Source organism: Synechococcus sp. R6-7 (genome assembly GCF_047461695.1).
Lineage (GTDB): Bacteria > Cyanobacteriota > Cyanobacteriia > Thermostichales > Thermostichaceae > Thermostichus.
Window position 1 is genome coordinate 1 of record NZ_JANSHS010000297.1, and the last position, 3839, is coordinate 3839.

The following is a 3839-nucleotide window of genomic DNA, read 5'->3' on the forward strand; positions in this document are numbered from 1 at the left end:
GCTTAGCGGTCGGAGCCGGGTAGTTTACCATAGTTCGACAAGAATCCAACTCAAAGAGCATATCCGAATATCCATCTGCATCTGTGGCTGTAACCTCTTCTCCGCCTTCCCGTTCCCGCGCTTTTGGCCTTTGGCCGCCGCTGGCCTTGGTTTTGCAGCGGCTGACCCAAGCGGTGCCGGTGCTGCTGTTGATCACGGTGCTCAGCTTTTTGCTCTTGCAGCTGGCCCCCGGAGATTTTTTGGATCCCTTGCGGGCGGATCCCAGTGTCAGCCAGGAGTTTATTGCCCAAGAGGAAGCGCGGCTGGGGTTGGATAAGCCCTTGGTTTGGCAGTACTTGACCTGGCTGGGCAACCTGCTGCAAGGGGATTTCGGGGTGAGCTACACCTATCGCGTGCCGGTAGCACAGCTCATCCTCTCCCGCGCCGGCGCTACCTTGCTGTTGGCGGTGTCCTCTGTGGTGCTGACTTGGCTGGTCGCCATTCCCCTAGGGATCCTGGGGGCGCTGCGGCAGAACACCCCCCTGGATCGGGCGTTGCAGTTGCTCAGCTACCTGGACCAGGCCATGCCCAGCTTCGTGCTGGCCATTTTGCTGCTAATTGTGGCCCAAAACGTGAGCTGGCTGCCGGTAGGGGGGATGACCAGTGTTTATTTTGCCGAGCTTAGTTTGGGGGAAAAGTTGCTGGATCTGGGCCGCCACCTGCTCCTGCCCACGCTGGCCCTGAGCATCACCAGCTTTGCCGGGCTGCAGCGGATTACGCGCGGCAATTTCTTGGATGTGCTGCGGCAGGAATACATCCAGGCGGCGCGGGCCCGTGGGATCCCAGAGTGGCGGGTGATCTGGTTGCACGCGCTGCGCAACGCCGTCAACCCCTTGATCACGATCTTGGGCTTTGAGTTTGCCAATCTGCTCAGCGGCTCTTTTATTGCCGAGTTTTTCTTCAATTGGCCGGGGCTGGGCAAGCTGCTCTTGGAGGCTGTTCAAAGTTTCGACATCAATGTGGTGATGGCGGGGCTTCTGCTGGGGGCCGTGATGCTCATTCTGGGCAATTTGTTGGCCGATTTGCTCCTGATGTGGATGGATCCCCGGATCCGACCCGACTCACTGCTGTAGTTAACCATTGCTGCTACGGATCCCTCAAACAGGCGGCTCAATTGTGGAGACAATATCCCGAATCACCGCCTCAGCCTCTTGCCGTCGGTTGCCGGCCATCTCTCCCGACCCGGCCAGAGAAACCCGATGGGTCAGTACCGGCACGAACAGTGCTTGCAGATCTTCTGGTAGACAAAAGCTGCGCCCCTTCACCAGCGCCTGAGCCCGTGCTGCCCGCGCCAAGGCCAGGGCTCCACGGGTGGATACCCCCGCCCGCAGCAGCTTGGACACGCGAGTGGCCTGCACCACCTGCAGAAGATAGTCCGCCAGGGATCCATCCAAATACACCTGATCCACCGCCGACTGAATCTCTCGCAACTCCATCAGGGAGAGAACCGGCTGCAGAGCATCCACCGGCTCGGCCTGTTGCCGTTGCAACAGCAAGGCTCGCTCTATCTCAGGGCTGGGGTAGCCAATCGACAGCCGTACCAAAAACCGATCCAACTGGCTTTCTGGGAGGGGATAGGTGCCGTGGTACTCCAAAGGATTTTGGGTGGCCAACACCATAAATGGGCTGGGCAGCGGGTAGGTGCGATCGTCCAGCGAAACCTGCTTTTCCGCCATTGCCTCCAGCAGGGCACTTTGGGTGCGGGGCGAGGTGCGATTGATTTCATCCGCCAAGACCACGTGGGCAAAAATGGGGCCGGGACGAAATTCAAAATCCCCTTTTTCTTTGTTGAAAAGGGTGAGGCCAAGGATATCTGTCGGCAATAGGTCGCTGGTAAATTGAATCCGCTGAAACTTGGCTCCCAAACTGTGGGCGATGGCCCGCGCCAAAGTGGTCTTGCCTACACCGGGCACATCTTCAAGCAAAACATGACCTTCCGCAACCAAGGCCGTGACCACCGCCTGCACCACCTGCGACTTGCCCTGAAACACCGATTCAATATTGGCAATCAGCTTGCCAATCTGTTGATGTAAGTTTTGTAACCGCTCTGCCGGGATCCGTGCCGAACCAGACCGGCTGCCGACACTCGCCATAAACCATTCCCAAAGGGGCCTATTCCACCTTACAGGCTGGATCCCATTGCCAGCTCAGGGCGGGATCCCGCTAAACCCCACTAAAAAACCGGAGTATCATAGACCTAAGCCCTCCACAAGGATGGATATCTTGGAACTGTCTTGCAAAAGTGAATATGCTCTCCTGGCCCTTCTGGAATTGGCCCAGCACTACAGTGATGGCCAGGTGCTGCAGATCAAAGAAATTGCGGCCCATCAGTCCATACCCGACCGCTACTTGGAGCAACTGCTGGCCACCTTGCGCAGACAGGGGTTGGTGCGCAGCCAACGGGGATCCAAGGGAGGCTACTTCCTGGCCCGAGCGCCCTGGCAGATCTCGCTGTGGGACGTTATTCAGGCCATCGAGGGGGAAGATCTCAGCCGCTCCCGCGACTTGCCCTCGGGCGATCTCACCCCAGAGCGGGAAGTGCTCCTGAAGGCCTGGCAAGATGCCCAAGCTGCGGCGGTAGCCATTCTCCAGAAGACCACCCTACAAGACCTCTGCGACCGGCAGGCACAACAGCAACAGGCTCGGCTTATGTACTACATTTAAGCCAGAGGCTGGAGCTGGGATCCTTGGAAGGTTTTGGGTTATCCTGAAACCCACTGCTTTTTGAATTGAGCCCTTCCATGACCGTTCGCTCTTCTCGCTCTCAGGCTGCCGATACGTTTTCCGCGGAAGATTTTGCCCAGGCTTTAGACAAGCAAAACCTCAGCTTTCAACCGGGGCAGGTGGTGCAAGGCCGCATCTTCCAACATCAGAACGATGGCGCTCTGGTGGATATTGGCGGCAAATCCCCGGCCTTTTTGCCCCTCAAGGAAGCAGGGATCCGCCCAGGGGAAGATTTGAGTGCGCTCTTTCCTTTAAAGACAGAAGCCGAGTTTCTCATCCTGCGGGAAGATGCAGAAGGACAAATTGTGCTCTCGGCGCGGCGGCTGAGGCTGAAGCGGCTTTGGGAAGAGCTGGCCCAGAAGCAAGCCAACGGCCAGACGGTAACCGTTCCGGTGATCGCCACCAACAAAGGGGGGGTGGTGGTGGATGTGCAGGGGCTGCGCGGCTTCATTCCCCGCTCCCACCTCAGCCAACGGGAAAGTCTGGAGGAGTTGGTGGGGCAATCCTTGACAGCAAGCTTTATCGAGGTGAACCCAGAAGCCAACAAGCTGGTGCTCTCCCAAAGGGCGGCTGTAAAGTCCGAGAACCTGAGCCGCTACACCAGTGGCCAAGTGGTGGAAGGCAAAGTCAGCGGACTAAAACCCTTCGGTGTGTTTGTGGACTTGGAAGAAGGGGTAACCGGGCTGTTGCACATCAAGCAGGTCAGCCAAAGTTTTGTAGCCTCGCTACCGGATTTGTTCAAACCAGGCCAACGCATCAAAGCTGTTGTCATCGATGTAGATGAGGCCAAGGGACGGATGGCCCTCTCCCTGCGGGTGCTGGAAAAGCATCCGGGCGAGGTGCTGGAGCAGCTGGACAGGGTTATGGAGGAGGCCGAAGAGCGGGCCGGTAAACTCAAGGGGAGAATAACATCCGACGGCCAAGTCATCTGATCCCATCTCTGCCTCGAGTTCGGATGCAAAACCTGCAGAGGGAAAGCAAGACGCCTTACGGCAATCAGAGGAAAATCTTATGGCTGGTAGCGCCCGCAAGAACCTAGCTTGCCGGTGCTCAACGCCTTACGGCAATCAGAGGAA

4 protein-coding genes are annotated in these 3839 nt (G+C 57.8%); 3 read left to right on the top strand and 1 reads right to left on the bottom strand.

From position 1 onward, the window contains the following. Positions 1-83: 83 nt before the first annotated feature. Positions 84-1112 (top strand): ABC transporter permease, encoded by a 1029-nt coding sequence (locus NW815_RS09100; RefSeq protein WP_414389004.1) that lies wholly within the window; start codon positions 84-86, stop codon positions 1110-1112. A 24-nt stretch (positions 1113-1136) separates the two neighbouring features. Here NW815_RS09100 and NW815_RS09105 read toward each other — a convergent pair whose 3' ends face one another. Next, on the bottom strand, positions 1137-2132 hold the full coding sequence (locus NW815_RS09105) for an AAA family ATPase (RefSeq protein ID WP_414389002.1): 996 nt from the start codon (positions 2130-2132) through the stop codon (positions 1137-1139). Between the two features lie 130 nt (positions 2133-2262). Here NW815_RS09105 and NW815_RS09110 point away from each other — a divergent pair, with 130 nt between their 5' ends. After that, entirely contained in the window at positions 2263-2703 is a 441-nt protein-coding gene (locus NW815_RS09110) for an RrF2 family transcriptional regulator (protein WP_414342455.1), read from the top strand. Positions 2704-2780: 77 nt separating this feature from the next. Continuing rightward, positions 2781-3695, top strand: coding sequence for a S1 RNA-binding domain-containing protein (locus NW815_RS09115; protein WP_414351627.1), 915 nt, complete (start codon positions 2781-2783; stop codon positions 3693-3695). Positions 3696-3839: the final 144 nt, after the last annotated feature.